Source organism: Bradyrhizobium sp. USDA 4506, from assembly GCF_054058795.1.
Genome location: NZ_JBSSBM010000002.1, coordinates 2,929,387 through 2,951,898, shown reverse-complemented (window position 1 = coordinate 2,951,898; position 22,512 = coordinate 2,929,387). Strand labels below are relative to the sequence as shown.

Below are 22,512 nucleotides of genomic sequence, written 5' to 3'. Positions count from 1 at the left end.
GTCATGCGCGGGCTTGACCCGCGTATCCATCAAGCGAAAGCTTTTTTGCAAGATGGATCGCCGGGTCAAGCCCGGCGATGACAAGCGGAAAGAGCCGTTGACGCAAGAAGCCTGAGAAAGAACAGAGCCAGTGAAAGACAACGACAACCTCACCATCGAACGCCCGACTTTCGTCACCCATCTCGAATGCGCGATGGAGGGCGATCATTATCCCGCCGACCAGGTGCACAACCTCTCCAAGGCCGGCAAGCCGCTGCTGGTGCGCTATGACCTTGCCGGGGTGAAGAAGGCGCTGACGAAGGACGCCCTGGCGCAGCGTCCCGCCGATTTGTGGCGCTACCGCGAGCTGCTGCCGGTGCGCAAATGCAAGGATATCGTCAGCCTCGGCGAGGTCACGACGCCGCTGATCCGGCTGCCGCGGCTCGGCGCCAAGCTTGGCGGCGGCGAGATCATTGTGAAAGATGAAGGCCGGCTGCCGACCGGCTCGTTCAAGGCACGCGGCCTGGTGATGGCGGTGTCGATGGGCAAGGCGCTCGGCATCAAGCACATGGCGATGCCGACCAACGGCAATGCCGGCGCGGCGCTGGCGGCCTATGCGACCTCCTGCGGCATCAAGACCACGATCTTCTGCCCGGCCGATACGCCGGAGGTGAATGTCAGCGAGATCGAGCTGCAGGGCGCCACCGTTTATCGCGTCAACGGCTATATCGATGACTGCGGCAAGATCGTCGGCGAGGGCAAGGCGAAGGTCGGCTGGTTCGATACCTCGACCCTGAAGGAGCCGTACCGGATCGAGGGCAAGAAGACGATGGGGCTTGAACTTGCCGAGCAGCTCGGCTGGGACGTGCCCGACGTGATCTTCTACCCGACCGGCGGCGGCACCGGCCTGATCGGCATGTGGAAGGCGTTCGACGAGCTCGAGAAGATCGGCTTCATCGGAAGCAAGCGCCCGCGCATGGTCGCGGTGCAGGCCTCCGGCTGCGCGCCGATGGTGCGGGCCTATGAGGCCGGCACCGAGCACGCCGCGCGCTGGGAGGACGCCCACACCATCGCCTCGGGCATCCGCGTGCCCCAGGCGATCGGCGACTTCCTCATCCTGCGCGCGGTGCGCGAGAGCAAGGGTTTTGCGATCGCCGTCGATGACGACAAGATCAGCGCCGCCCTCAATGAGGTCGCGCGCGAGGAGGGGCTGTTGCTGTGCCCCGAGGGCGCCGCGACCTACGCCGCCTACAAGGAGAGCCTCGCCGACGGCCGTGTCAGCAAGACCGACCGCGTGATGCTGTTCAACTGCGCCAGCGGCCTGAAATACCCGCTGCCGCCGATCACCCGCACGCTCGACCGGCACAAGCCGATCGACTTCTCGCAGTTCTGACGCCTCATCCGAAGGGCCATCTTGTCGAGAGGTGGCCCTTCAAAAATAATTGGAAACAAGAAAATTGAGGGAGAGCGTGATGCGGAAGCTGGTTCTGGCCGTGTTGGCGATGTTGGCGTTAACGGGGAACGTTTCCGCGGAAACCTATCCGACGCACCCGATCACCATCGTGGTGCCGTTTGCCGCCGGCGGTCCTTCGGATGCGATGGCACGCATCCTCGGCGAGCGCATGAAGCAGTCGCTCGGTGAGGTGCTGCTGATCGAGAACGTGACCGGTGCCGGCGGCTCGATCGGCGTCGGCCGTGCGGTGCGCTCGGCGCCCGACGGCTACACCATCTCGTTCGGCCATCTCGGCACCCATGTCGCCAACGGCGCGATCTACAAGCTCGGCTACGACCTCGTCACCGATCTCGAGCCGGTGGTGCTGCTGCCGAGCAACCCGATGATCATCGTCAGCAAGAACGCCGTGCCGGCGAAATCGCTGAAGGAATTGCTGGAGTGGCTGAAGTCGCGGCCGGCGCCGCCGACCGCGGGCACCGCCGGCGCCGGCAGCGGCAGCCATATCGCCGGGCTCTATTTCGAGAACGTTTCCGGCATCAAGCTGCAATATGTGCCGTATCGCGGCACCGGGCCGGCGCTGAACGACCTCGTCGCCGGTCAGATCGACATCATCGTCGACCAGACCTCGAACTCGATCAACCAGGTCCGCGCCGGCAATATCCGCGCCTATGCGGTCACCGATTCCAAGCGGGTCGCGAATGCGCCCGACGTCGCGACGGTCGACGAGGCCGGCCTGCCGGGCTTCCACATGACGCTGTGGTCCGGCCTCTGGGTGCCGAAGGGTACCCCGAAGGAGATCGTGGCCAAGCTCAACGCCGCTGCGGTCGAGGCGATGGCCGATCCGGCCGTGCAGAAGCAGCTCGAGAATTTGGGCTTGCAGATGCCGCCGAAGGATCAGCTCACGCCGGATGCGCTCGGTGCCTGGCAGAAGGCGGAAATCGCCAAATGGTGGCCGATGATCAAGGCCGCCAACGTGAAGGTGGATTGAAACTTGTCATCCCGGCCGCGCGCAATTGCGCGCTAGGCCGGGACGACGTTATTGCGACGGCATTGCCTCAGCCGGCGCCGCGTTGCTCTCCTGCGTTACGACGCGCTCGCCGTTCTTGGCCACTGCCGTGTCGGCATCCTCGAACCGCGCCCGGTAGACCGCGAAATTCTCCATCACGCGCTGCACGTAGTTGCGCGTCTCGGAGATCGGGATCCGCTCCACCCAGTCGACTGGATCGACCTTGGGATCGCGCGGGTCGCCGTAGGCCTTGATCCAGTCGCGGACGCGGCCGCGGCCGGCGTTGTAGCCGGCAAAGGTCATGATGTGGCAGTTGCGATATTCCGACAGCAACGCGCTGAGCTCGGCTGCGCCCATCTGGGTGTTGTAGACGGGATCGGACACCATCCGGCTCCAGTCATAGCTGACGCCGAAGCGCTTGGCGGTGTCACGACCAGCTTCCGGCGTCACCTGCATCAGGCCGACGGCGTTGGCCGCTGACTTGTCGCGCTGGTCGAACGCGCTTTCGGTACGCGCGATCGAGTAGGTCATGCTGCGCCCGATATCTGGCGCGATCGGCATGTGCTTGGGAATGCCGATCACGGGGAAAGCGTAATGGTCGAAGGCAAAGCCGCGCGCGAGTGCGATCTTGCCGATCTGCAGCATGGCGCGGGCATCGTTGCGGCGGCCGGTCAGCTCGCCGAGCGCCTCGAGCATCCCGACATCGGTGCTTTCCTCGGCGAGGTCGGCGGCGAAATAGAGCACGATGTCAGGCTCGCCGATCGCATAGAGCATATCGGCGGCGCGGACGCGCTCATCCGCCGCCATGCTGCCGGCGCTGGCGGCCGGCGAGGGCGCGCGCAGCTCGACGCCACCATCACGGCCGAGCTTGGCCAGCGCGAGCTGACCGTAATAGGCCGTCGGGTAGCGCGCGGCGGCCTGGTAATCGGCCCGCATCGCCGCGGAATTGCCGAGTGCCTCTGCGGCGCGGCCACGCCAATAGGCGGCGCGCGCCAGCACGGTCGGGTTGGTCTGGCCCTCATCGATATGCGCGAAGTGCGCCGCGGCGGCCTTGGCGTCGTTGAGATAACGCAGCGCGATCCAGCCGCGCATGAAGTGCATGTCGGAGCGGTAATAAGGATTGTCGGGCGCCGCCGCGGGCCGGATCACGTCATAGGCCGCCTGGTACTCGCCCTGGTCGAGCAGCTTGCGGGAGAGGATGCGGCGCTCGCGCCACCACTGGTCGGTGTCCTGCTGCGCCATCGTCTCCGGCTCAGCCGCGATCGTCACGCGCGCCGCTTCGTCGACCTTGTTCTTCGCAAGCAGCCATTGAATTCGGCACAGCGTGTAGCCGAGATCGCGGCGGGCATCGGCCGGCACATCGTTGAGCGTGTCCTCTGCCTTGCTGGATTGTCCGCGGACCGCGCCGCAGGCTTTCACGATCGCCAGATCGTTGCTGCCGAGCCGCTGTGCCGCGCGCCTCGCGCCGGCGAGATCCTTGGCGCCGATCCGCTTGTCCATGCGCGCCCGATGGTCGTCGCGCGTCAGCAGGTCCTTGAACGCATCATAGGCGTCGCTCTCGGTGCGATCGGACAGTTCCTCCGAGCGCCAGGCTTCGCGCACCAGCCGGGTGGCGCCGTCGCGGTCGCCTTCAGCCAGCAGCGTGCGGGCGAGCGCGAACTTGCCCTTGCCGCTGATCGGCTGATCGAGGGTGAAGCCGTGCACCGTGGCCGGATCGCTGCGCTCCTGCCAGATCCGCGCTTCGGCGCGCTTGCGCAACAGCGTGACGCTTGGCCAGTCCGGATTGGCCGTCACGAATGCCGCATAGCGGCTGAACGGCGCGCTCGATTCCGAGTGGCGCAGCAGATACCACTCGACGAGTTTTCGCCCGACCGGGTCGGTGATCCTGGCCTGGATGTCGGTCGCATCGCTGGTCTTGCCTCTGCGCGCGGCGAGGATCGCATCCCTGATCGTGGCGAGATCGCCCGACAATTGCGGCCCTGAGGGCTTCTCCGGCTCGGGCGCCTTCTCAGCGGATTTGGAAGGATCGGATTTGGCCTTCGCGGATTTACGTTTGTCGGCGCCATGTCTGGCGTGCCGCCGCTTGCCGGAGGTGCTCTCGCGCGCGGCCTTGCCGCCATGCGCCTTCTTGTCCCCGTGGCCGCTCTTGGCCTGGTGCTGGTGATGCGGCTTGGCGGTCGCCTGGACCGGAAGCAGCGCGAGCGCGGCGGCGGTGGCGAAGCACGCCAGCGGACGTAGGCAACGGTTCATTCCCTGGTCCCCCCTGAGAAACCATGAGGCACAACAGAACGCGTCATACGGCGGCACAACCGCCGCAGATTATCACTACCCTCGATTCTCGAGTCTTAATGCAGCTGCAACTCAACAGGGAAAACGCGGCGAAATATGGAATATGGCGTGTGGAACCCGCTGGAACCGGGATTATTACGGGTGAAAACGGACAGGCAGCACCGTGCTTTGACCGGTTCCGCCTGAGTTGTATCGTCGTAGCGAGCGCACGTGGGGGCTGACGATGTCACTGCAACATCACTTTTCTCGAACCGGTGCATCATGACGGCGCGCCTCAGAACGATCCTCGACGGCGGCCGCTATTTCGAAGGCCCGCGCTGGCATCGCGGGCGGCTCTGGTTCGTCGATTGCATGGCGCGGGCGCTTCTGAGCATCAGCTCGTCGGGCGAGTTGCAGGAGCATGCTGCGCTGACCGACGACACGCCGTGTGGTCTCGGCGTCCTGCCTGATGGCGACATCGTCGTGCTGACGATGTTCAGGAAGCGGCTGCTGCGGTTTTCCGATGGAGCGCTGTCGCTCTATGCCGATCTCTCCGAGGTCGCGACCGGCACGATCGACGACATGATCATCGACGGGCAGGGACGCGCCTATGTCGGCGATCTCGGCTTCGACCTGCCGCCGCCGGAGCGCCGCGGTGCGGTCGGCCGGATCATCCTCGTGATGCCCGACGGCAGTGCCCGCGTCGTCGCGGAAGGCTTGCGGTTTCCCAACGGCATTGCCGTCTCCTCCGACCATCGCCGGCTCGTCGTTGCCGAAATGGATGGCGCAGGTCTCGCCGAATACGACATCGCGCCGGACGGCGGCCTGACCCTGCGCGGGCGGTTCGGCAGCATCAACGATCCCGACGGCATCTGCCTCGATGCCGACGGGGCGACCTGGGTCGCGTCCTTCACGGAAGATGCTTTTGTCCGGATCGATCGCACTGGCGTGGAGCGTGAGCGCATCACGGTGTCCGGTCGCCGCGCGCTTGCCTGCGCGCTCGGAGACGCGGACCGCAGGACGCTGTTCTGCCTGAGCGCGGAGACGTCCTACGAAGAGCTACGCAAGGGCAGGTCCACGTCGCGGATCGATGTGGTCGAGGTCGACACGCCGGGTGATGGCTATCCCTGAGCCGACCGAGGCGAGTCTCACTTCTTCTTTTTCTTCTCTTTCTTCTTCAGGATATCGGCCTGGCTCCTGAAGGCGCGGGCGAGGGAGCGCATCTGGTTGGCGACAAGTGCGTCGGCCGTCGTCAATGCAACCCGCTCCGCGGTCTGCGCCTGCCTGCGAATTGCCTTGGCCATTTTCATGAAGGAACCAATCGCGCCGCGTCGCTCTCGTTCCTGCACCAGCGACAGCGTCTTGACGGCATCTCGCGGTCTTGAGTTTCGTTCTCGTTTCGTTCATAGGAGCGCGCTCCGGGAGAGTGCTGCCATGGACGACGAGCGAGACCGCGAAATCATCAGGCTGTGGAACGAGCTCCGCCGGCTGCAGCGCGAGGGGCGTCCGACGGCGGTGCTGGTCCGCCGGATCGAGAGGGCGCTCGCGGAACGCGAGCAGGAGGCTGCCTGAAACTACGGTCTGCCGCGTCCTCGCAGCGCGCAAGCGGTCTAGCGCCCGCCGTCCGGCCCCATGATCAGATTCGGCAGCCAGGTCGAGATCTCCGGAAAGAAGCAGAGCAACAGCACTGCGAACATCATCAGCAGCACGAATGGCAGCGTGCCCCAGATCACCTCGCTCAGCGGGATGTCGGGCGCGACGTTGCGGATGACGAAGATGTTGAGGCCGACCGGCGGATGGATCAGGCCCATCTCCATCACGATGGTCATGACGACGCCGAACCAGATGATGTCGAACTCGGCCGCGCGCAGCGGCGGCAGGATGATCGGCGCGGTCATCAGGATGATCGAGACCGGCGGCAGGAAGAAGCCGAGCACGATCACCATCACGAGGATCGCAAACAACAGCTCCCAGCGCGGCAGGTGCATGGCGACGATCGCCTCCGCCGCCGACTGCGAGATGTGCAGATAGCTCATCACATAGGAATAGAGCAGTGACATGCCGATGATCAGCATCAGCATGGTGGACTCGCGGATGGTCGATTTCAGGATCGGCGACAGGTCGCTGGGCGTCCACACGCTGTAGATCACGGCGATCAGCCCGAGCGCCAGGAGGCCGCCGAGGCCGGCGGTTTCCGATGGCGTGGCGTAGCCGCCATAGAGCGCGATCATCACGCCGGTCAGCAGCAGCACGAACGGGATCACGCGCGGCAGCGCGCTGAAGCGCTCGGCCATGGTGAATTCGTCATGCTGCAGGATCGCCGCGTCCTTGCCGGTCGCGTCATAGACGGCGCGGGCCATGGCGTATTCCTTGCGGAAGCGGAACACGGCGTAGAGGCCGAACAGCGTCACCAGCAGCAGGCCGGGGCCGATGCCGGCGAGAAACAGCCGTCCCAGCGATTTCTCGGCTGCGACGGCGAACAGGATCATCGTGATCGAGGGCGGCAGCAGGATGCCGAGCGTGCCGCCGGCGGCGATGATCCCCGCGGCAAAGCCGCCGGAATAGCCGCGCTTGCGCATCTCCGGAATGCCGGCCGAACCGATCGCCGAGCAGGTCGCGGGCGAGGAGCCGGCCATCGCCGCGAACAGGGCGCAGGCGAACACATTGGCGACGCCGAGGCCGCCGGGCACGCGGTGCAGCCAGGCGTGCAGCGCCGAATAGAGATCCTGGCCGGCGCGCGATTTGCCGATCGCCGCGCCCTTCAGGATGAACAGCGGGATCGACAGCAGCGTGATCGAGGCCATCTCCTCGTAGACGTTCTGCGTCACCGTATCGAGCGAGGCCGCCGGCATGAAGATCGCCATGAACACGACCGCGACCGCACCGAGCGCGAACGCGATCGGCATGCCGGAGAACATCGCAAACAGGGTGGCAAGTCCGTAGGAGATACCAATACCAAACACGGTCATCGGCGCGCGCCACCCGTCAGCGGAATGATGATTTGCAGGAGGATCTGCACGCAGAGCAGCGTCATGCCCAGCGCCATCAGCACGTAGGGGATGGCGAGCGGCGGCGACCACATCGAGTTGGACACCTGGCCGTCGACATAGGCTTCATGTGCCAGGGTCCAGGACTTCCAGGCGAAGAAGGCGCAGAACGCGAAGCTCGCGACATCGACCAGCCACAGCCGGATGGCGTTGGCGCGCGCCGAGAGCAGCCCGACGAACGCCTCGATGCTGACATGGCCGCGCTGGCTCTGCACATAGGCCGAGGTCATGAAGGTGGCGCCGACCAGGAGGAAGACGGCCGCCTCGTCCTGCCAGTAGTTCGGGCTGTGGAACAGGGCGCGGCCGAGCACGCTGTAGCTCAGGATCACGCAGGCCGCGACCAGAGCGAGCGCGGCGAACACCACGATGATGTTGTTGCAGATGGACAGCGCGCGCCCAAGCAAGGCCACGGGCGTGTTGCCCGCGGCGATGCTTGCGGTTTCGGCCTGATCCGCGACCGGACCATGCATCATGCGGCGACGTCGCTTGCGAGCTTCAGCAGGTTGGCAGCGGTGGCGGTCTTGGCGCCATAGTCCTTCCACGCGGTATCGCGCGCGATGTCGCGCCACTTGCCGACAATGGTTGCATCGAGCGCGCTGACCTTGGCGCCGGCCTTCTCATAGACCTTGGCGACTTCGGTATCGTCGTCCTGCGCCCCCTTGCGGCCAAACGCCTCGAGCTCGGTGCCGACGGCAAGGATGATGTCCTGCTGGTTTTTCGGCAGCTTGTCGAAGATCGCCTTCGACATCATCAACGGCTCCAGCATGAACCAGTAGGAGGCGCCGGCGCCCGAGGTCAGCGACTTCGCGACCTCCTCGAGGCGGAACGAGATCAGGCTGGTGGAGGAGGTGATGCCGGCGTCGCAGGCGCCGGTCTGCATCGCGGCGTAGAGCTCGTTGGACGGCACCGACAGCACGGCGGCGCCGGCGGTCTGCAGCACCATGTCCATCTCGCGCGAGCCGCCGCGCACCTTGAGGCCCTTGGCATCTTCAGGCGCCACGATCGCCCTGGAGCGGCTGGCGACGCCGCCGGCCTGCCAGACCCAGGAGATCAGCAGAATGCCCTTGTCGGCGAGGAAGTCGCTCAAGGCCTTGCCGACCGGCTCCTTCTTCCAGCGCAGGCCCTGATCGTAGGTGGTGACGAGGCCCGGCATCAGGCCGATATTGGTCTCCGGCAATTCGCCGCCGGCATAGGGCATCGGATACAGGCTGAGGTCGAGCGCGCCCTTGCGCATCGCCGAGAACTGCGCGTTGGTCTTGATCAGCGACGAGTTCGGATAGACCTCGGCGGTCAGCTCACCGCCCGAGCGCTTGGCGACCTCGGCCGCGAACATCCTGCACAGCCGGTCGCGGAAGTCGCCCTTGTCGATGGTGCCGCCGGGGAACTGGTGCGAGATCTTCAGCGTGGTCGCGGCATGCGCGGTCCCGATGCCCATCCGCAGGACGGCGGGTGCGGCGAGGGCGGAAGCGAGGACGTGGCGGCGTGTAAGCATTGTTCTCCCCTGAGAGCTTCTTGAGTGGCTGTTAGGCCGGCGCGGAGCTTTAGCTTAGCCGGTCTTCGCGTGAATATTCTCTAGTCTGATAGTTCGAGGCGCCCTGATAGTGCGAGCCGATACGGGGCTGCAAGTCCTGACGTTCAAGTCCTGACATTCAAGTCCTGACGTTCAAGCCTTGCCGTTGTTGCGGTGCACACTGATGCGCGGTGACGCCGCGTCGTCACGCAACCGTCGCGCGACCAGCCGCCGGGCGACCGCAGCCGTGCTGCTTCAAGAATTTGTTATTGGAGGTAACGACGGCCGGCGCAAGTGCGTCGAGTAGAGAGCGGCAAGTCGTCGCGCTCACATTCGACCACACAAGGGATCATCACCATGACCACCAAGACCCGCCTCGGCCTTTCCGCCGCGCTGCTCTCGTTCAGCCTGGCGCTGGCGCCCGCCGCCTTCGCTCAGGACAAGATGGGCAAGGATGACGCGATGAAAAAGGAAGACTCGATGTCCAAGGATGCCATGAAGAAGGACGGTGGCATGATGAAGAAGGACGACGCCATGAAGAAGGACGGCGGCGCGATGATGAAGAAAGACGACGGCATGAAGAAGAACTGACTGCCGTCATCGCCCGCTATCCGCAGGCCCGCCGCTCTGGCGGGCCTGGTTGCGCCTTAGCGCTTCTTCTTGCCGCGCTCCTTGCGTGCCGCGTAGCGGGCATCGCGCTTGGCCTTCTGCTCGGCGAGCAGCGCCTCCTCGCGGGCGGCTTCCTCTTCCTTCTCGCGGGCAATGCGGGCGGCCTCGGCGGCCGCGGCCTCTTCCTCGCGGCGCTTCTGCTCGGCCTTTTCGGCCTCACGGGCCTCCTTGGCCTTGGTGCGGCGTTCGGCGATCGCCGCGCGCTCCTCGGCACGTGCCTTCACAGCGGGATCGTCAGCTCCCGGCTGGGCGCGAAACTTGTTGAGGAGGTTTTGCCGCGCCTGCAGGGCCGCTTTCTGGCGGTCGGCAAAACCCGGTTCCTTGAAGCCACTCATAGAGGAAGCCTTGCTGCTTTCTGTTCGGGTGATGGATGGGGTTGGTTCGGCGTTTCAATAAGTGAATGGCGACGAAATTGCCAGTGGTGAACGGAGGGCTGTGGAGCAAGGGAGATATGAGCCAGCGTCAAGCGGCCATCGTTCGCCCCGCGGACGCGTGGTGAGTGGCTGGTCACCAAGGGCTGTTGAACAAGGGCTGTTGAAAAGTTCAGCCGCGCTGGAGGTGCTCGCGTCGTCCGTTACCCAGGACCTTGGCGACCGTCTCGGCGGTCATCGCGCTCCGGTCCGAGGCGCGTTGGGCTTCCAGCCTGTCGCGCGCCTTTTCGGCGATCAGGAGGCTGATCAGCCGCTGCCTGCTGCTCTCATCGACAGCCTCCGAGAGCAACTGCCTGTAACGCTGATAGTCGTACGTCGTTGCTTCTTGTTCGCTCATCGGCACGCCCCCGCACACGCGCTCCACTTCAGCGAGTAGTCTTTCGCGAGTCGCCCCTGGCGCGCAACGGAATTGCGGTGCCGACGGCCGCGGCCGTGCATTTCGTTGTGCGACTGTTGCAGAATTGATCGCACGCAACCGTGCAAAGGGTCATGATGCGGACCGTGGCAACCGGGAACCGAAGCGGGCATGAGCGAATCCGACGACGGAGGCAGCAGAAGAGGCGCGCTGATCGGACTGCTGGTCGCAGCGGTCATGCTCGCGGTCGGCCTCTGGCTCGCGCATGACCTGACGGCGGCGAGCAAGATGCAGGACTGCCTGATGTCGGGCCGGACCAACTGTAATGTGATCGAGCCGGCGCGCTAACCCCGTCTTGCGGCAGTGCAATATCGATCCCACATCAAGCCCAAAGACTCGGGCTGAACTGTTTGATCCCGGTTGTGATTCCGATCACACGCGGACAGGCGGGCTGCCTCGTCTCCTGGAGATCGGCGGGAACCAAGGCCATGATGTCCAAGCTGTGGTCCGGAAAGGGCGCGGCGCTGGCTGCCGCAGGCGCGGCGGGTGCCGTTTTGGTGGCGTATCTATCCCTGACACTGGCGTCGCCCGAGCCGGTGTCCAATGCGGCGCTCGGGCCGGAATGGCAATGCAGCCGGGTTGCTTTCGTGCTGACCACCTGCACCAGGGGGACCGAGGCTGAGGCTGAGGCCAAGCCGCAGGGCGAGGTCAGAGCGATCCCGGTGCAAGCGAAGGACGATTGTCCGCCAGAACTCTAGCGGCCGTATTTCAAGTCATTTCTTGGTGGTACCGCGCGGCTTGATCGACAGGCCGAGGCGCATCGCCATCTTCTTGATCCGCTCCGGCGAGCGGCCGGTCGCCTTCACGACCTCCTCCAGCGACTTCGAGGAGCGTGCCAGTTCCATCAGTCGTCGGTCCTCCTTGAACGACCACCGCGGCTTTCGGGCCATCTTGTTGGTTTCCTTGTGCATTGCTGGGCAACAAAGCCGCCAGGCGGGGTCGCCTGACGGCCTTGCCGGTGTGGGCCCGGACCTTGGGGAAATGTCCGGTGGATAAGCAATACTGCTTCCGAATAAGGCCGCAATTGAAACCGGAATTTAACCTAACCCATCAAGGTTACTTGCAACATTACTCGGATACGGCGTGGCAGGAGGCCTTATGCGCAAGGTCGCCATTTTGAGTGCCGCAGCATTTTTACTGTCCGGTTGCTGGTCCGACCCGGAGGTTACGGGATCGACCAACAGCTGTGCGGCCAATCTTTACAGTCAGTACAATCCCAAGGTCATGGATCAGTGCGTCAACGCCTGCATCAAATGTGACCGCGGCAACGTTACGACCTGCACGACCTCCTGCACGCTGAAGGGCGCGCGGTAATCGATCCGCGCGTCCGATGCCAGCGAGGCCTCGTGGCGTCACGCCACCGAGCCGCCTTGCGTGGCGCGATGATCGCCTTTATCGCGTCTGGCAGCGGCGCCGTCGGCGCGCGGGACACTGAGAGCGTGGAACAGGGCGCGATGAGCGGGTTTTCCTATGTCGCGGTCGACTGGGGCACCAGCAGCTTCCGGCTCTGGCTGACGGGCGCCGGTGGCAAGGTGCTCGGTGAGCGCCGCAGCGATGAAGGCATGACCGCGGCAGCCAGGACCGGCTTTGCGGCCGTGCTGCAATCGCATCTCGATGCGCTGGGTGTGCCGGCCGACCTGCCGGTCGTGATCTGCGGCATGGCGGGCGCGCGGCAGGGCTGGGTCGAGGCCGGCTATATCGATACGCCGGCGCATCTGTCGGACATCCTCAAGGGCGCTGTCGTGGTCAGCGGGCAGACGCGCGAGATCCGTATCCTGCCTGGAATTGCGCAGCGTGATGCCGCCGCGCCGGACGTCATGCGCGGCGAGGAGACCCAGCTGCTGGGGGCGCTCGGCTTGAATGCGCCGGGCGAGGCGCTCGTCTGCATGCCGGGAACGCATTCCAAATGGGTGAGGGTCCGCGGCGGAACGGTCGAACGCTTTGCGACCTTCATGACCGGAGAGCTGTTCAGCGCGGTCGCGCGCGACACCATCCTGTCGCACGCCGTCGCCGGCGCCGAGGAAGCGGTTGACGGCGATGCGTTCCGCGCGGCGGTCGCGGCGGCATTCGCGGCGCCGGCGCTAGCGGCCAATCTGCTGTTTCGCGTGCGATCGCGGCAGCTGCTGTTCGGCGGCAACGCACAGGCCGCGCGCGAGACGATCTCGGGCACGTTGATCGGCGTCGAACTCGCGGCGGGCCTTGCGGAGCGGGAGCAGGGAGCGCCGGTTACGCTGATTGCCTCGGGCCGGTTGCAGCGGCTCTATCAGATGGCGCTCGAATGCCTTTCGATTCCGCTCAATGTCATGGATGCGGAGGAGGCGGTTCGCCGTGGCCTCGCCGGCGCGGCGGCGGCGATCTGGAAGAACTGAGGGATCAACGCATGAGTATTCCGTTTCCGCCGATGAAGCGGCCGCTGGTCGCGATCCTGCGCGGCGTCAAGCCGGGCGAGGTGCTGGGCATCGTCGGCGCGCTGCTCGACGCCGGCATGACCGCGATCGAGATTCCGCTGAACTCGCCAGAGCCGTTCCGCTCGATCGAGATCGCGGCGAAGCGCGCGCCGGCCGATGTTCTGATCGGCGCGGGCACGGTGCTGACTGCAGCCGACGTCGATCGCCTGCATGACGTCGGCGGCCGCCTTATGGTGTCGCCGAATGTCGACGTCGAGGTGCTGGCGCGTGCAAGGGACCACGCGATGATCACGATGCCCGGCGTATTCTCGCCGACGGAAGCGCTGCTCGCCGCGCGCGCGGGGGCATCGAGCCTGAAATTCTTTCCGGCCAGCGTGCTCGGCGCCGCCGGCATCACCGCGATCCGCGCCGTGCTGCCGCCGGACGTGATGATCGCCGCGGTCGGCGGCGTCTCGGACCAGAATTTCGCCGAGTATGTGAAGGCAGGCATTCGCGCCTTCGGTCTCGGCAGCAGCCTTTACAAGCCGGGCATGACGGGCGCGGATATTGCGGTCAGGGCAAGGCTGACGATCGAGGCCTATGACAAGGCCGTGCAGGGTACCGGCTAGGCTCGGCGCAAGCGCGCTAATCGTCCCGCCTGCCGCCGTCGATCACCCTGAACAGCGGGGCCGCCTCGCGGGGATTCTCAAGCAGCTCTTCGACCATGGCGATCGCGGCCGCGACGTACTTCCCGGTCGCGGCGTCCAGCGGCCGTTCGGCTTCGTCCGAGAGCGCAAGCTTTGCGCCTTCGAGCAGCTTGCGGGTGCGGACGGCGGACTCGTCGCCGGCGGTGAGGGCGGCGCGCGCGATCGATCGCAGCACGAACAATTCGCCCTCCAGCCGCAGCAGGCGGTCGTTCAGCTTGCTCAGGACAGTGTTCAGGTTCCGCATGACGCGCTCTCCGGGCCTTGGACCCGTCTTCCATACACGGTCATTCCTGACGAAATTCTTGTGGCGACCAGGCATCACTTGGTTGGTTGAATGGCGTCCCGGATCTCCTCATGTTCCCGGCGGCCCGGGCGTTGCCATTTGACGGAGGCATCTTTGGCCTTAATAGAATGGCCGCGGTCCGGCGCCGCCCGGGAGGCGCGTCAGCTTCACCCCATCGCTACGAGGGAAGGGAATAGATATGAGGATTGTCGTCGAAACGACCGTTGCCGCGCCGATCGCGGATGTCTGGCGCGCCTATACGACGCCCGACGACATCAAGCAGTGGAACGCGGCTTCCGACGATTGGCACACGACCGCCGCGACCGTCGACCTGCGCACCGGCGGCGCCTTCTCGTCGCGGATGGAAGCCAAGGACGGCAGCATGGGATTCGATTTCGCCGGCACCTACACCAGGGTCGAGGAGCCCCGTCTGCTCGAATATTCGTTCGGCGATCGCAGCGCGGAGGTCGCATTCACGCCGGAGACCGGCGGCGTCAAGGTGCATGTCAGCTTCGATAGCGAGGATACCCATTCGGTCGAGCAGCAGCGTGGCGGTTGGCAGGCGATCCTGGACAGCTTCAAGCGTTACGTCGAAGCAAAGCGGCGGTCCTGATCCGGCGATCGGAGGGCGGCGTGACGCTGAAGCGACCCCGCGCGGCGATGCCGGCGAGCATCCGCCGCGAGCTCGATGCTGCCGGACTGATGCAGGCGTTCAAGACGCGCCCGCCGTATCAGCGCAACGACTATCTGCACTGGATCGGCCGCAGCGTGCGAACTGCAACACAGCGCAAGCGGATCGACCAGATGCTGGCGGAATTGAAGGCCGGTGGGGTGTATATGGGAATGGCGCATCGGCCGAGCAAACCAAAGTGAGACTCTCGCGGCGTGACCGCTGCGCGCTGCGCGCTGTGCGTTCGCATCGCTCGCGTGATGTTTTGGTCGTGCGAATCCTCATCGAACAAAAAGGACGATCTCGGAATCGTCCATCGCGGTCCTGAAAATATCGACGACCGACGCGCGCTCACAATCTTCCAGAGAAACATTCTTGGATTAAGAAATTGCGAAGCGCGCTGCCGGCGCTCACGGCAAGTGGAACCTGCAATCGCACGAACGGAAAGCGATCAGTCCCTCAATCGCCGCCGGAACTTTGTTCACGCACGGAGAACTACGGAATCGTTTCGTGCGCTGAATGATAAAAACGGCGAGTGATTTCACGGCACACGGCGAACATCAAAAAAGAAAGGCCTCAGCGCGTGGGCCACGCTGAGGCCAAGTAGACACTTTGGTCGTGAGGCACCGTCGCCGGCGCCTCGATGCCTAACCTATCTTTGTTTCTGTGTTTCCAAATGGCCCATTTGGGCCATGCCGCGTGATAGCCAATTTGGGACATGCGCCGCTGGCACAAAGTGTGCAGACTTGGAGCTGTCAGGATTTTGCATCACCTTCCTGGGGCTAGGGCCAACGCCGTCCGCATCTATTTCAAGCGGACGGCGTTGTGCATTCCGGCGGCCGCGCCGGCCATCGCCTGGCTGCGCTCAGGGTCAGCGGTCCACCGGCCGAATCTCGAGGTTCTCGATTTTCAGGGGCGGCGTTGAGGGGACGTTCCGCTCGTTCAACGGATGCAGCGTGATCGGCGTATTCGTGCCGCCGGCGAGAACGTTGACGCCGGCGCCGTCGGCATGGACGTAGCCGCCGGCGAGATCGTCGCTTCCAAGCCACGGCACGGGCGCCATCACCTTCCAAGTCATGGTGACTTCTTGATCTCCGATCAAAGCGCCGAGGTTGCGGATGGCCGCGACATAACGACTGTCCGGCGTGCTATCGACGTGCAGCACGCAATTGAGGTTGGTCACCGGACCCACCACGAACCCGGTATCGGGTCCGCCACGACACTCAAGCGTTCCGGCCTGCACCTGCTGCGCATTGGCGGCTGCGAGCGGCGCAGCGAGAACCGCCGCACCACACAGAGCAGAGGCGATCGGACGGCTTGTCACACGCATGGTGCTGGACAACGCGGATCGGCGCGCAATCGGCCCATGACCCCGCGTGCGGCCTTCGCTTGTGGTTAAGAGAGCCTTAGAGATTGGTTTGATTGCTGCCGACGGTCGACGTTCGCGAGCGACCGGCCAGGAGGACGACGATCAACCAGCGGCGATCCTTTTCATCGCCGTGCCGGCTGACACCTCGATGGTGGAGCTATCGACGTCGAACGAGCGTGCTTGATTTCCAGGCAGGAGAGGCCGCGGGCGAAGCAAGGGAATGGTCCCGTCACTGACGCCGGACCGTTCGGATCATGGCGGTGAGCCCGTCCCGAAAAATTACGCCGCCGGGCTCGAAATGCATTGTCCCGGCGGCGCCTGTTCCAATCTGGGCCCGCAATCCCAGTCATGTTTGTGTCTGCAAAACCGGCGCCAAGGTTCGAGCGCCCCCGTAATCATACGGGGACTGGGGGGCCGCGATGGGATTGGTGTTGGCTGCTTGTGCGCTGGCGAAGGTCCGATTGTCCGGGGTGATCCAAGCCGCGGCGCGAGAACGGCTGATCGCCACCGATGCTCTGCCCGCTCAGATATGATGCTCGAGCTTCCGCATCTCCTGCAGGCGAGCCAGGCAGAAATCCCGATACAATTCGTTGATGAAATCCCACATGACCTAATCCCCTTGGTCCAGTGCCGGGACACTACGCCGGGTTTGTTTCCGGCCGGCTTCGCGGCTTCTGGAAAATGGTTTCATTGGAGGGAGTAGGGTGGCGATCCCGGCAGGATTCGAACCTGCAACCCGCGGAGTAGAAATCCGCTACTCTATCCAGTTGAGCTACGGGACCGTGGCGGCCTTGTAGCACCGCCAATATGAAAAATCCGCCTTTCCGCCAAGTCCGTCCGAACCGATTTTTGTGGTCGAACGACAAAGGCGAGCAGGGCGCCCGCCCTGCGTTGGCCTGTCCAGCCTGCCGAGCCGCACGACGCTGCCGCCGGGGTGGTCAAAGGAATGTCGGCAATGCGATCTGCGACGTTTTCGTCCGTTCATGTCCGCGCCTTCACTCCGTCACCTTTTCGCGCACTTTTGGCCCCAACGCGGCGTTCGACCGCGGGGCGTTCAGGAGCTCCATCATGATCGGATTGGTTCGTGCCGCCACGATATGCGCCACGCTGCTGCTCGCCCTGGTGGGCGCCCAGGCCGCGGACAAGGCCTTCAAGCGCGACGATCTCGCCGATTCCGCGATCAAGCTGGAAGCCCAGATCAAGAACGAGGCCGGCGCGGTCAACAAGTCGGCCGCGACCCTGCGCACCGACGCCGACGCCGCGTTCAAGCGCAATGATTTCCGCGGCGGGCTGCAGATCCTCGGCCAGATCGCGGCGACCACGCCCGAGGACGGCGCCAACTGGCTGCGCCTCGCCAGGACGATCTTCCAGATCCGGTCGGCGAGCTCCAGCGAACAGACGTTCCTGATGGAGCGCGCCTCCACTGCCGCCTACATCGCCTATCAGCGCGCCGGCAATGCGGGCGAGGAGGCGGACGCGCTGGCCGTGCTCGGCAAAGCGCTTGCCGAGCGCAAGCTGTGGCGCCCGGCGCTGGACAGCTTGCGGCTGTCGCTCGACATGCGCGAGGTCGCCGATGTCCGCGGCCAGTACGAGAAGATGCGCGACGAGCACGGTTTCCGGCTGCTCGATTATACCGTCGATTCCGACGCCGCCTCGCCGCGGGCCTGCTTCCAGTTCTCGGAGGAACTCGCCAAGCGTGTCGACTTCGCGCCGTATCTCGCGCTCGCCGGCACCGACAAGCCGGCCTTGTCGGCGGAGGGCCAGCAGCTCTGCGTCGACGGGCTCAAGCACGGCGAGCGCTACAACATCAATCTGCGCGCCGGCCTGCCGTCGACCGTCAAGGAGACCCTGCCGAAATCGGCCGAGTTCAACATCTATGTCCGCGACCGCAAGCCGTTCGTGCGGTTCACCGGGCGGGCCTATGTGCTGCCGCGGACCGGACAGCGCGGTATCCCGGTGGTCAGCGTCAACACGCCGGCGGTCAAGGTCGACGTCTTCCGGATCGGCGACCGCAACCTGATCAACACGGTGATCGACAGCGACTTCCAGAGCACGCTGAGCCGCTATCAGCTCTCCGATCTCGGCGACCAGCGCGGCGTCAAGGTGTGGTCCGGCGAGCTTGCGACAGCGACCACGCTGAACCAGGACGTCGTCACGGCGTTTCCGGTCGACCAGGCGCTCGGCGACCTGCAACCCGGTGTCTATGTCATGACCGCCGCGGCCAAGGGGCCGGGCACCGATGACGACGGCACGCTGGCGACGCAATGGTTCATCGTCTCGGACATGGGCCTGTCGGCCTTCTCCGGCAATGACGGTATCCACGTCTTTGTCAACTCGCTGGCTTCGACCGAACCGGTCGCCAACGCCGACGTGAAACTAGTCGCCCGCAACAACGAGATCCTGGCGACCCGCAAGACCGATGCCGCCGGCCATGTGCTGTTCGAGCAAGGCCTGGCCCGGGGCGAGGGCGGGTTGTCGCCGGCACTGCTGACGGTCATGGGCGAGAAGGCCGACTACGCCTTCTTGAGCCTGAAGACCAATGCGTTCGACCTCACCGACCGCGGCGTCGCGGGCCGGGCGATCCCGGCCGGCGCGGACGCCTTCGTCTACGCCGAGCGTGGCGTCTACCGCTCCAGCGAGACCGTCTATCTGACCGCGCTGTTGCGCGACGGGCAGGGCAATGCCCTGACCGGGACGCCGCTGACCATGGTGATCGAGCGCCCCGACGGCGTCGAATTCCGCCGCGCCGTGCTGCCCGACCAGGGCGCCGGCGGCCGGATGCTGGCGGTGGCGTTGAACTCTGCGGTGCCGACCGGCACCTGGCGCGCCCGCGTCTTTACCGATCCGAAAGGCTCGTCGGTCGGCGAGACCACCTTCATGGTCGAGGATTACATTCCCGAACGGGTCGAATTCGATCTGACCAGCAAGGAGAAGGTGATCAAAGCTGAAGTTCCAGTGGAGCTTCAGGTCTCCGGCCATTTCCTCTACGGCGCGCCGGCCTCGGGCCTGCAGCTCGAGGGCGACATGCTGGTAGCGCCCGCGGCGAACGGCCGGCCCGGTTATGCCGGCTATCAGTTCGGCGTCGACGACGAGCAGACCGCGAGCAACGAGCGGATCCCGATCGAGGACCTGCCGGAGGCCGATGCCAACGGCGCGGCGACCTTTCCGGTGAAGCTCGAGAAGGTGCCGACCTCGACGCGGCCACAGGAGAGCCCAGATCTACATCCGCATGGCGGAGACCGGCGGCCGCTCGGTGGAACGCAAGATCGTGCTGCCGGTGGCCCCTGGCGCCTCGCTGATCGGCGTCAAGCCGCTGTTCGGCGACAAGAGCGTGGCCGAGGGCGACAAGGCCGAGTTCGACGTCGTGTTCGTCGCGCCCGACGGCAAGCAGCTGCCGCGCAACGGGCTGCGCTACGAGCTGTTGAAGCTGGAGTCGCGTTACCAGTGGTACCGGCAGAATTCGTCCTGGCAGTATGAGCCGGTCAAGTCGACCCACCGCGTCGCCGATGGCGACGTCAACCTCGCGGCCGACAAGCCGATGCGCCTGGCCTTCCAGCCGCAGCCCGGCCGCTACCGGCTCGACGTGAAATCGACCGACGCCGACGGCCCCGTCACCTCGGTGCAGTTCGACGTCGGCTGGTATTCCGACGGCAGCGCCGACACGCCCGATCTATTGGAAACCTCGATCGACAAGCCGGAATATGCCTCGGGCGACACGATGACCGTGTCGGTCAATGCGCGCACGTCAGGCAAGCTGACGGTCTATGTGCTTGGCGACCGCCTGCTGACCACCCAAAGCGTCGACGTCACGGAGGGCACCCGGCAGGTCAAGCTCCCCGTCGGCAAGGACTGGGGCACCGGCGCGTATGTCATGACGACGTTGCGCCGTCCGCTCGATGCCGCCGCCGGGCGCATGCCCGGCCGCGCGATCGGACTGAAATGGTTCGGCATCGACAAGAAAGCGCGCACGCTTGCCGTCGAACTGTCGCCGCCCGCGTTGGTGCGGCCGGGCTCGACACTGAAGATCCCGGTCAAGCTCGGCGGGCTCAATCCCGGCGAGGACGCCAAGGTGGTGCTGGCCGCGGTTGATGTCGGCATTCTCAATTTGACCAATTACAAGCCGCCGGCGCCGGACGACTACTATCTCGGCCAGCGCCGTCTGACCGCCGAGATCCGCGACCTCTACGGCCAGCTGATCGACGGCATGCAAGGTACCCGCGGCCAGATCCGCAGCGGCGGCGACTCTGCCGGCGCCGAGCTGCAGGGCTCGCCGCCAACGCAGAAGCCGCTCGCGCTCTATTCCGGCATCCTCACGGTCGGGCCTGACGGGACGGCCGAGGTGAGCTTTGATATCCCGGAATTTGCCGGCACCGCGCGGGTGATGGCGGTGGCGTGGAGCGCAACCAAGGTCGGCCGCGCCAATGTCGACGTGATCGTGCGCGATCCCGTGGTGGTGACCGCGACCTTGCCGCGCTTCCTGCTGACCGGTGACAAGGGCACCATCAGCATGGATATCGACAATGTCGAAGGTGCGGCCGGCAACTATGCCATCAGCGTCAAGGCGAGCGGCCCGATCAAGGCTTCCGGCAATTCGACCACGACGGCGAAGCTCGCCGCCAAGCAGCGCTCCTCGCTGTCGCTGGGCCTCGAGGCCGGCGGCGCCGGACGTGCCGAGTTCGACGTCGACATCTCCGGGCCGAACGGGCTGACGCTGGCGCGGCATTATGCGCTCGACGTCAAGCCGGCGACCCAGGTTCTGGCGCGCCGTTCGATCCGCACGCTGGCGAAGGGCGAAAGCCTGACGCTGACCTCGGACATGTTCTCCGATCTTGTGCCGGGTACCGGCAGCGTTTCGGTCTCGGCGAGCCTGTCGACCGCGCTCGATGCCGCGAGCATTCTGAAGGCGCTCGACCGCTACCCGTATGGCTGCTCCGAGCAGATCACGAGCCGCGCGTTGCCGTTGCTCTATGTCAATGATCTCGCCGCCGGTGCCCATCTTGCGATGGACACCGCGGTCGACCAGCGCATCCGCGACGCGATCGAGCGGCTCCTCGCTCGACAGGGGTCCAACGGCTCGTTTGGCCTGTGGTCGGCGGGCGGCGACGAAGCCTGGCTCGATGCCTACGTCACAGACTTCCTGACCCGGGCCCGCGAAAAGGGCTTTGCGGTGCCGGACGTGCTGTTCAAGAACGCGCTCGACCGCGTCAGGAACTCGGTGGTCAATGCCAACGAGCCGGAGAAGGACGGCGGCCGCGATCTGGCCTACGGCCTCTATGTGCTCGCGCGCAACGGCGCGGCGCCGATCGGTGATCTGCGCTATCTCGCCGACACCAAGCTGAACAATCTGGCGACCCCGATCTCCAAGGCCCAGCTTGCGGCGGCGCTGGCGCTGGTCGGCGACAAGGCGAGGGCCGAGCGGGTCTATGGTGCCGCGCTCGATGCGCTGAACCCGAAACCCGTGATCGAGTTCGGCCGGGTCGACTACGGCTCGGCGCTGCGCGATTCTGCTGCGCTGGTCTCGCTCGCTGGCGAAGGCAATGCACCGCGCACCACGCTGACCCAAGCCGTGCTGCGGGTCGAGGCGGCGCGGGGACTGTCGCCCTACACCTCGACGCAGGAAAATGCGTGGATGGTGCTGGCGGCGCGGGCGCTCGCCAAGGAGACGCTGGCGCTCGACATCAACGGCCAGCCGGTCAAGACCGCGGTCTATCGCAGCTACAAGGCCGAGGAGATGACCGGCCAGCCGCTCAGGATCACCAATACCGGCGATGCGCCGGTGCAGGCGGTGATCTCGGTGTCGGGCTCGCCGGTCACGCCGGAGCCGGCGGCCTCCAACGGCTTCAAGATCGAGCGCAGCTATTTCACGCTCGACGGCAAGCCGGCCGATGTCACCAAGGCGAAACAGAATGACCGCTTCGCGGTTGTCCTGAAGGTGACGGAAGCCAAACCGGAGTTCGGTCACATCATGGTGGCCGACTATCTGCCGGCCGGGCTCGAGATCGACAACCCGAACTTGGTGTCATCGGGGGATTCCGGCACGCTCGCGTGGATCGAGGACGGCGTCGAGCCGAAGAACACCGAGTTCCGCGATGACCGCTTCACGGCGGCGATCGATCGGGGCGCCAACGACAAAGCGGTGTTTACGGTCGCCTATGTCGTGCGCGCGGTGTCGCCGGGCAAATATGTGCTGCCGCAGGCCTATGTCGAGGACATGTACAATCCCTCGCGCTATGGCCGCAGCGGAACCGGTGCGGTTGAGGTGAAGCCGGCGAAATGAACAAGGACGCGCGGCGCAAACTCTTCTCGTCATGGCCGGGC

22 protein-coding genes, 1 tRNA gene and 1 pseudogene are annotated in these 22,512 nt (G+C 65.4%); 13 read left to right on the top strand and 11 right to left on the bottom strand.

Annotation, left to right across the window (positions count from 1 at the left end; genetic code table 11):
• Positions 1-130 precede the first annotated feature (130 nt).
• Positions 131-1,372 (top strand): threonine synthase, encoded by a 1,242-nt coding sequence (locus tag ACVIHF_RS16035; protein WP_057016596.1) that lies wholly within the window; start codon positions 131-133, stop codon positions 1,370-1,372.
• Between the two features lie 79 nt (positions 1,373-1,451).
• Entirely contained in the window at positions 1,452-2,420 is a 969-nt protein-coding gene (locus tag ACVIHF_RS16030) for a tripartite tricarboxylate transporter substrate binding protein BugD (RefSeq protein ID WP_456780475.1), read from the top strand.
• Positions 2,421-2,468: 48 nt separating this feature from the next.
• Here ACVIHF_RS16030 and ACVIHF_RS16025 read toward each other — a convergent pair whose 3' ends face one another.
• A complete protein-coding gene (locus ACVIHF_RS16025) occupies positions 2,469-4,688 on the bottom strand; it encodes a lytic transglycosylase domain-containing protein (RefSeq protein ID WP_456792277.1) in 2,220 nt (739 codons plus the stop codon).
• A gap of 300 nt (positions 4,689-4,988) precedes the next feature.
• Between ACVIHF_RS16025 and ACVIHF_RS16020 the strand changes: the two genes are divergently transcribed.
• Positions 4,989-5,837, top strand: coding sequence for an SMP-30/gluconolactonase/LRE family protein (locus ACVIHF_RS16020; RefSeq protein WP_456792276.1), 849 nt, complete (start codon positions 4,989-4,991; stop codon positions 5,835-5,837).
• A 17-nt stretch (positions 5,838-5,854) separates the two neighbouring features.
• Here ACVIHF_RS16020 and ACVIHF_RS16015 read toward each other — a convergent pair whose 3' ends face one another.
• A complete protein-coding gene (locus ACVIHF_RS16015; protein ID WP_456792275.1) occupies positions 5,855-6,016 on the bottom strand; it encodes a hypothetical protein in 162 nt (53 codons plus the stop codon).
• Between the two features lie 124 nt (positions 6,017-6,140).
• Between ACVIHF_RS16015 and ACVIHF_RS16010 the strand changes: the two genes are divergently transcribed.
• Positions 6,141-6,278 carry a hypothetical protein gene (locus ACVIHF_RS16010; protein WP_229159944.1) on the top strand — a complete coding sequence of 46 codons (138 nt, stop codon included), beginning with the start codon at positions 6,141-6,143 and terminating at the stop codon, positions 6,276-6,278.
• 38 nt (positions 6,279-6,316) lie between these two features.
• Here the strand turns inward: ACVIHF_RS16010 and ACVIHF_RS16005 are convergent, their stop codons facing one another.
• Genes ACVIHF_RS16005 through dctP form a run of 3 tightly spaced genes read right to left on the bottom strand, consistent with a single transcriptional unit; the run spans position 6,317 to position 9,245 of the window.
• Positions 6,317-7,675 carry a TRAP transporter large permease gene (locus tag ACVIHF_RS16005; RefSeq protein ID WP_092083893.1) on the bottom strand — a complete coding sequence of 453 codons (1,359 nt, stop codon included), beginning with the start codon at positions 7,673-7,675 and terminating at the stop codon, positions 6,317-6,319.
• On the bottom strand, positions 7,672-8,226 hold the full coding sequence (locus ACVIHF_RS16000; protein ID WP_016842495.1) for a TRAP transporter small permease: 555 nt from the start codon (positions 8,224-8,226) through the stop codon (positions 7,672-7,674). Before ACVIHF_RS16000 ends, ACVIHF_RS16005 begins: the two co-directional genes overlap by 4 nt.
• On the bottom strand, positions 8,223-9,245 hold the full coding sequence (gene dctP / locus ACVIHF_RS15995; protein ID WP_057016540.1) for a TRAP transporter substrate-binding protein DctP: 1,023 nt from the start codon (positions 9,243-9,245) through the stop codon (positions 8,223-8,225). The genes ACVIHF_RS16000 and dctP overlap by 4 nt, the downstream gene beginning before the upstream one ends.
• 375 nt (positions 9,246-9,620) lie before the next feature.
• Here dctP and ACVIHF_RS15990 point away from each other — a divergent pair, with 375 nt between their 5' ends.
• Complete coding sequence (locus ACVIHF_RS15990; RefSeq protein ID WP_092083897.1) at positions 9,621-9,854, top strand: pentapeptide MXKDX repeat protein; 234 nt, start codon at positions 9,621-9,623, stop codon at positions 9,852-9,854.
• Between the two features lie 56 nt (positions 9,855-9,910).
• Here ACVIHF_RS15990 and ACVIHF_RS15985 read toward each other — a convergent pair whose 3' ends face one another.
• Together ACVIHF_RS15985 and ACVIHF_RS15980 are read right to left on the bottom strand one after the other, a co-directional pair.
• On the bottom strand, positions 9,911-10,267 hold the full coding sequence (locus tag ACVIHF_RS15985) for a DUF6481 family protein (protein ID WP_057016541.1): 357 nt from the start codon (positions 10,265-10,267) through the stop codon (positions 9,911-9,913).
• Positions 10,268-10,475: 208 nt separating this feature from the next.
• The gene (locus ACVIHF_RS15980; protein ID WP_028331884.1) at positions 10,476-10,700 is read right to left on the bottom strand and encodes a hypothetical protein; all 225 of its coding nucleotides are present in this window, start codon (positions 10,698-10,700) and stop codon (positions 10,476-10,478) included.
• Positions 10,701-10,889: 189 nt separating this feature from the next.
• On the opposite strand from ACVIHF_RS15980, the gene ACVIHF_RS15975 reads away from it, so the two are divergent.
• Positions 10,890-11,066: a hypothetical protein gene (locus ACVIHF_RS15975; RefSeq protein WP_162832424.1), complete on the top strand. Its 177-nt coding sequence runs from the start codon at positions 10,890-10,892 to the stop codon at positions 11,064-11,066.
• A gap of 140 nt (positions 11,067-11,206) precedes the next feature.
• Positions 11,207-11,476 (top strand): hypothetical protein, encoded by a 270-nt coding sequence (locus ACVIHF_RS15970; RefSeq protein WP_438071742.1) that lies wholly within the window; start codon positions 11,207-11,209, stop codon positions 11,474-11,476.
• A gap of 15 nt (positions 11,477-11,491) precedes the next feature.
• Here the strand turns inward: ACVIHF_RS15970 and ACVIHF_RS15965 are convergent, their stop codons facing one another.
• A complete protein-coding gene (locus tag ACVIHF_RS15965; RefSeq protein ID WP_167350394.1) occupies positions 11,492-11,668 on the bottom strand; it encodes a hypothetical protein in 177 nt (58 codons plus the stop codon).
• Positions 11,669-11,876: 208 nt separating this feature from the next.
• Between ACVIHF_RS15965 and ACVIHF_RS15960 the strand changes: the two genes are divergently transcribed.
• The 3 genes from ACVIHF_RS15960 to ACVIHF_RS15950 all read left to right on the top strand — a co-directional run bounded on the left by ACVIHF_RS15960 (position 11,877) and on the right by ACVIHF_RS15950 (position 13,794).
• Entirely contained in the window at positions 11,877-12,092 is a 216-nt protein-coding gene (locus tag ACVIHF_RS15960) for a hypothetical protein (protein WP_026192800.1), read from the top strand.
• Positions 12,093-12,232: 140 nt separating this feature from the next.
• On the top strand, positions 12,233-13,147 hold the full coding sequence (locus ACVIHF_RS15955) for a 2-dehydro-3-deoxygalactonokinase (protein WP_456794094.1): 915 nt from the start codon (positions 12,233-12,235) through the stop codon (positions 13,145-13,147).
• Positions 13,148-13,158: 11 nt separating this feature from the next.
• Positions 13,159-13,794, top strand: a complete 636-nt coding sequence (locus tag ACVIHF_RS15950; RefSeq protein ID WP_456792274.1) for a 2-dehydro-3-deoxy-6-phosphogalactonate aldolase — start codon at positions 13,159-13,161, stop codon at positions 13,792-13,794.
• Between the two features lie 16 nt (positions 13,795-13,810).
• Here ACVIHF_RS15950 and ACVIHF_RS15945 read toward each other — a convergent pair whose 3' ends face one another.
• Positions 13,811-14,116, bottom strand: coding sequence for a hypothetical protein (locus ACVIHF_RS15945; RefSeq protein WP_026192799.1), 306 nt, complete (start codon positions 14,114-14,116; stop codon positions 13,811-13,813).
• A gap of 238 nt (positions 14,117-14,354) precedes the next feature.
• On the opposite strand from ACVIHF_RS15945, the gene ACVIHF_RS15940 reads away from it, so the two are divergent.
• Positions 14,355-14,768 (top strand): SRPBCC family protein, encoded by a 414-nt coding sequence (locus tag ACVIHF_RS15940; protein ID WP_456792273.1) that lies wholly within the window; start codon positions 14,355-14,357, stop codon positions 14,766-14,768.
• 20 nt (positions 14,769-14,788) lie between these two features.
• Entirely contained in the window at positions 14,789-15,028 is a 240-nt protein-coding gene (locus tag ACVIHF_RS15935; RefSeq protein WP_253623849.1) for a YdeI/OmpD-associated family protein, read from the top strand.
• 668 nt (positions 15,029-15,696) lie between these two features.
• Here ACVIHF_RS15935 and ACVIHF_RS15930 read toward each other — a convergent pair.
• Positions 15,697-16,149, bottom strand: a complete 453-nt coding sequence (locus ACVIHF_RS15930; protein WP_456792272.1) for a DUF992 domain-containing protein — start codon at positions 16,147-16,149, stop codon at positions 15,697-15,699.
• A 750-nt stretch (positions 16,150-16,899) separates the two neighbouring features.
• Positions 16,900-16,976, bottom strand: a tRNA-Arg gene (locus tag ACVIHF_RS15925).
• 286 nt (positions 16,977-17,262) lie between these two features.
• On the opposite strand from ACVIHF_RS15925, the pseudogene ACVIHF_RS15920 reads away from it, so the two are divergent.
• Positions 17,263-22,471, top strand: a pseudogene (locus tag ACVIHF_RS15920) (alpha-2-macroglobulin family protein).
• The last annotated feature ends 41 nt before the right edge of the window (positions 22,472-22,512 follow it).

What these genes read in the sequence shown, in the direction of transcription:
- ACVIHF_RS16030 (WP_456780475.1), top strand. Translation starts at nt 1,452, where the DNA reads ATGCGGAAGCTGGTTCTGGCCGTGTTGGCGATGTTGGCGTTAACGGGG.
- ACVIHF_RS16025 (WP_456792277.1), bottom strand. Translation starts at nt 4,688, where the DNA reads ATGAACCGTTGCCTACGTCCGCTGGCGTGCTTCGCCACCGCCGCCGCG.
- ACVIHF_RS16020 (WP_456792276.1), top strand. Translation starts at nt 4,989, where the DNA reads ATGACGGCGCGCCTCAGAACGATCCTCGACGGCGGCCGCTATTTCGAA.
- ACVIHF_RS16015 (WP_456792275.1), bottom strand. Translation starts at nt 6,016, where the DNA reads ATGAAAATGGCCAAGGCAATTCGCAGGCAGGCGCAGACCGCGGAGCGG.
- ACVIHF_RS16010 (WP_229159944.1), top strand. Translation starts at nt 6,141, where the DNA reads ATGGACGACGAGCGAGACCGCGAAATCATCAGGCTGTGGAACGAGCTC.
- ACVIHF_RS16005 (WP_092083893.1), bottom strand. Translation starts at nt 7,675, where the DNA reads ATGACCGTGTTTGGTATTGGTATCTCCTACGGACTTGCCACCCTGTTT.
- ACVIHF_RS16000 (WP_016842495.1), bottom strand. Translation starts at nt 8,226, where the DNA reads ATGATGCATGGTCCGGTCGCGGATCAGGCCGAAACCGCAAGCATCGCC.
- dctP (WP_057016540.1), bottom strand. Translation starts at nt 9,245, where the DNA reads ATGCTTACACGCCGCCACGTCCTCGCTTCCGCCCTCGCCGCACCCGCC.
- ACVIHF_RS15990 (WP_092083897.1), top strand. Translation starts at nt 9,621, where the DNA reads ATGACCACCAAGACCCGCCTCGGCCTTTCCGCCGCGCTGCTCTCGTTC.
- ACVIHF_RS15985 (WP_057016541.1), bottom strand. Translation starts at nt 10,267, where the DNA reads ATGAGTGGCTTCAAGGAACCGGGTTTTGCCGACCGCCAGAAAGCGGCC.
- ACVIHF_RS15980 (WP_028331884.1), bottom strand. Translation starts at nt 10,700, where the DNA reads ATGAGCGAACAAGAAGCAACGACGTACGACTATCAGCGTTACAGGCAG.
- ACVIHF_RS15975 (WP_162832424.1), top strand. Translation starts at nt 10,890, where the DNA reads ATGAGCGAATCCGACGACGGAGGCAGCAGAAGAGGCGCGCTGATCGGA.
- ACVIHF_RS15970 (WP_438071742.1), top strand. Translation starts at nt 11,207, where the DNA reads ATGATGTCCAAGCTGTGGTCCGGAAAGGGCGCGGCGCTGGCTGCCGCA.
- ACVIHF_RS15965 (WP_167350394.1), bottom strand. Translation starts at nt 11,668, where the DNA reads ATGGCCCGAAAGCCGCGGTGGTCGTTCAAGGAGGACCGACGACTGATG.
- ACVIHF_RS15960 (WP_026192800.1), top strand. Translation starts at nt 11,877, where the DNA reads ATGCGCAAGGTCGCCATTTTGAGTGCCGCAGCATTTTTACTGTCCGGT.
- ACVIHF_RS15955 (WP_456794094.1), top strand. Translation starts at nt 12,233, where the DNA reads ATGAGCGGGTTTTCCTATGTCGCGGTCGACTGGGGCACCAGCAGCTTC.
- ACVIHF_RS15950 (WP_456792274.1), top strand. Translation starts at nt 13,159, where the DNA reads ATGAGTATTCCGTTTCCGCCGATGAAGCGGCCGCTGGTCGCGATCCTG.
- ACVIHF_RS15945 (WP_026192799.1), bottom strand. Translation starts at nt 14,116, where the DNA reads ATGCGGAACCTGAACACTGTCCTGAGCAAGCTGAACGACCGCCTGCTG.
- ACVIHF_RS15940 (WP_456792273.1), top strand. Translation starts at nt 14,355, where the DNA reads ATGAGGATTGTCGTCGAAACGACCGTTGCCGCGCCGATCGCGGATGTC.